Below are 2,973 nucleotides of genomic sequence, written 5' to 3' on the forward strand. Positions count from 1 at the left end.
CTTGGACGTCGGGGTTCAAGAGTTGAGCAGGGATAGAGCGCACCGTATGTCCTGGTGCCTGTATCTTCCTGGCAATCCACTGAGAGCCGGCGCACGATTCCATCCCCACGATTGCGGGCGCCGCGCGTTCAAAGAACTGCAGCAGTGTGTCCCGTCGGAAGCGAACCTGTTGGACTGGTTCTCCGTCGCTTCCGAGGACCGGTGCACGCGTGCAGCACGCTGCCTGGCTTTCCGCTTGCGAACGGAAAGTCTCAACCGCATCTATCGGCTCTATCGCGAGGAAGGGGCCGTGGACGCGGCACATTGCGGTTTGGCATTGCAACCTCCTTCGGTTTGCCGCCCTCGGAGCTCGACGGGGTGACGTGGCGCACCACCCCATTAATGGTAGGGCCCGCCGCCAAGGGCGACGCCGTCGCGCATCTGAAGACTGTGATGGGTCTTTCGGAACGCCGGGCCTGCCAGATCATATCCGCCGATCGGAAGATGATACGATATCGGTCCTGCCGACCGCCGGAGACCGAGTTGCGAGCAAAGCTACCCCGGACGGCCCTCCCTCCCGCCGAAGCAGGACGGACAGTCGCCGGTAGCCGAAACGCCGACGCTCGTTGTCGAGGCGAAAGAGATGAAAGCTTCGCGTTTCCGCCGGTTGCTCACACATGGGGTAATCGCGGCGCGATTGCCCAATCCATTTTCAAGAATGATGGCTGGCGGGGTTGGTTGCCCCCGATAAGATGGAAATACGGGCTCACGATGGTCGGGCCCGGGCCACTCCTGCGGGTAACGAGCTGATCCGGAAACCTGGATAACAACGATGATCTTGAGGGCGACGCGACGGTGCTTGAGGAGGACACATTCCGCGAAGCAGCGGAGTAGCTATTACCGGCCGACGGTATGGCATGTTGATTCCCCGGAGACCCAGCGCGCGTTTGACTGTTCTTATCAGTGATGTCAGGCTTTCACAAGTCGGATTGGAGCGTCGACATGTCCCAAAATTATGACTTCAAAACCCTTTCACCGGTGGAGTTTGAAGCGCTTTGCGTCGACTTGGCTGCAGCCGAACTTGGTCTTCCGTTCGAAACCTTTGCCGAGGGCCGCGACTGGGGGATTGACGGGCGGCATGAGCAAGACGGCAGCCGGATCATTGTTCAGGTCAAACACTACCGAAATAGCAGTTGGGCAAATCTCGAAAACGCTGCCAAAGAAGAAAGCAAAAAGCTGACGAACCTGACGCCATCCCGATACATTTTTATAACGTCTCAGCCGCTGAATCCCCAACAAAAAGACAGACTCAAGGCGTGTCTCAACCACCCTTCGGTTTCGGTTGGCGACATCTGGGGTCAGACCGAGCTAAACGCACTGTTGCAAAAACACGGAGATGTTGAAAGGCGCCATATCAAACTCTGGATCCAAAGCGCCCCGGTCCTGCGTGATCTCCTCAACAGTCACATCGTTGCCGCCTCCGAAGCGACACTTCACGACATTAAGCGAACCCTGAAGACTTTCGTCCCCACGCGGGCTGTCGGGCGCGCAAAGACGATCCTCGATAATTTTCATGTCCTGATCATTTCCGGACCACCGGGCGCGGGCAAAACCACATTGTCCGAGGCCCTGGCTGCCGAATACCTTCATGAGGGATGGGCGGTCGTGTCGATCTTCAATCCCGAGGAAGGGTTCAAAGCACTTGATCCAGCCGCGAAGCAGATTTTTCTGTTTGACGACTTTCTCGGGAATATCGGTCTCGAAAGCAGCCTTTCGGGAACTGAAGAGGGGAGGCTTGTTAAATTCTTCTCGAGGGTTCGCTTCGAGGCTGACAAACGCCTTATCCTGACCAGCCGCTCCTACTTCCTGCAGACCGCCCGAATGAAGTCCGAGGCTTTGGACGATGACCGTGTCAGGTTGACTGACTTGGTCTTGGATCTCAGTGCCTATAGCAGGCGCGAGCGCGCCCTCATATTGTACAATCATCTCTATCATTCGGATATTGACAACAAGGCCGTACGGGCCCTGATCGACAGGGGATGTATCGGACCTATCATTGATCATCCAAATTACATGCCACGGCTCATCGAATGGATGACCGATCACCCCCACGTTCGCGACATTGCGCCAAGCAATTATCCGAGCGCGTTCATGGCCACGCTCAAAAACCCGGACAAAATCTGGGAAAAGGCATTCGCCGCTCACATAAGCCAAACTGCAAGGGCGTTTCTCTTCTGTCTTTTCGTGTCCGGCAATTTCGGAGGGATCACAGGCTACGGCGTTCCATTCGATCAATTGGAGCCGTTCTTCGACCAGGCCTTGGAGGGCTTTAAGCTCGCTCTTGTCGGTCGGGTCGGCGGCAGCGCTTTCGAAGATACGATCCGGGAGATCAATTCCTCCTTTGTCACGGTTCACGACGGTCGCCTGAATTTCATAAATCCCTCCCTCCAGGATTTTCTGTCGCGGAAGATCCGCGACAGCAAGGTCCTCGCCGTTCTCTTGGAGGCGAGCCGCTCCTACCAAACGACGATGCGCATTTGGTCGTTTGCGCGACATATGCCAGCGGAAGAAGCCGGGGATCTGGCATCGATTGTAATTTCCTCCATAAAGTCCGGTGCGCTTTCGGGGGAAGAACGCGTCGATATCTTTTTCGACTTCATCGAGGATATACTTTCGAAAAAGAACGATCGATCTCTCATCGCCTACCTTCGCAGAAGGGTGTGGCGGCATCTATGGTGGAACGCGCCCGATCTGCCTGCCTTCATCAGCAGATTGCGACAGCAGCGCCGCCCGAATATCAGGTACACCGACTCCTACTCTCTGCTCCTTTCCCGCGACTTTTTTTGGTTCCTCAAATGCTATCCAAGTCTCTTTGTTCTTGTGCTGCTCTCCGTTTACCTCACAGTACTCCTTTTTTCCTTTTCTTTCTTGTTCTACGTGTTTTTTTTTTTCTTTTTTACCTTTTTTTTTTATTTCTTCTTTCTTTCTGTTTGT

1 protein-coding gene and 1 pseudogene are annotated in these 2,973 nt (G+C 55.0%); both read left to right on the forward strand.

The window, feature by feature from the left end; genetic code table 11:
- Positions 1 to 381 precede the first annotated feature (381 nt).
- Positions 382 to 537 (forward strand): annotated as a pseudogene (locus C9413_RS30435) (IS3 family transposase); the annotation flags it as partial.
- A gap of 444 nt (positions 538 to 981) precedes the next feature.
- On the forward strand, positions 982 to 2,973 hold a 1,992-nt coding region (locus C9413_RS30440; protein ID WP_170251349.1), incomplete at its 3' end, for a restriction endonuclease.

The sequence above is a fragment of the Rhizobium sp. SEMIA 4085 genome (assembly GCF_013004495.1).
Taxonomy (GTDB): Bacteria; Pseudomonadota; Alphaproteobacteria; order Rhizobiales; family Rhizobiaceae; genus Rhizobium; species Rhizobium gallicum.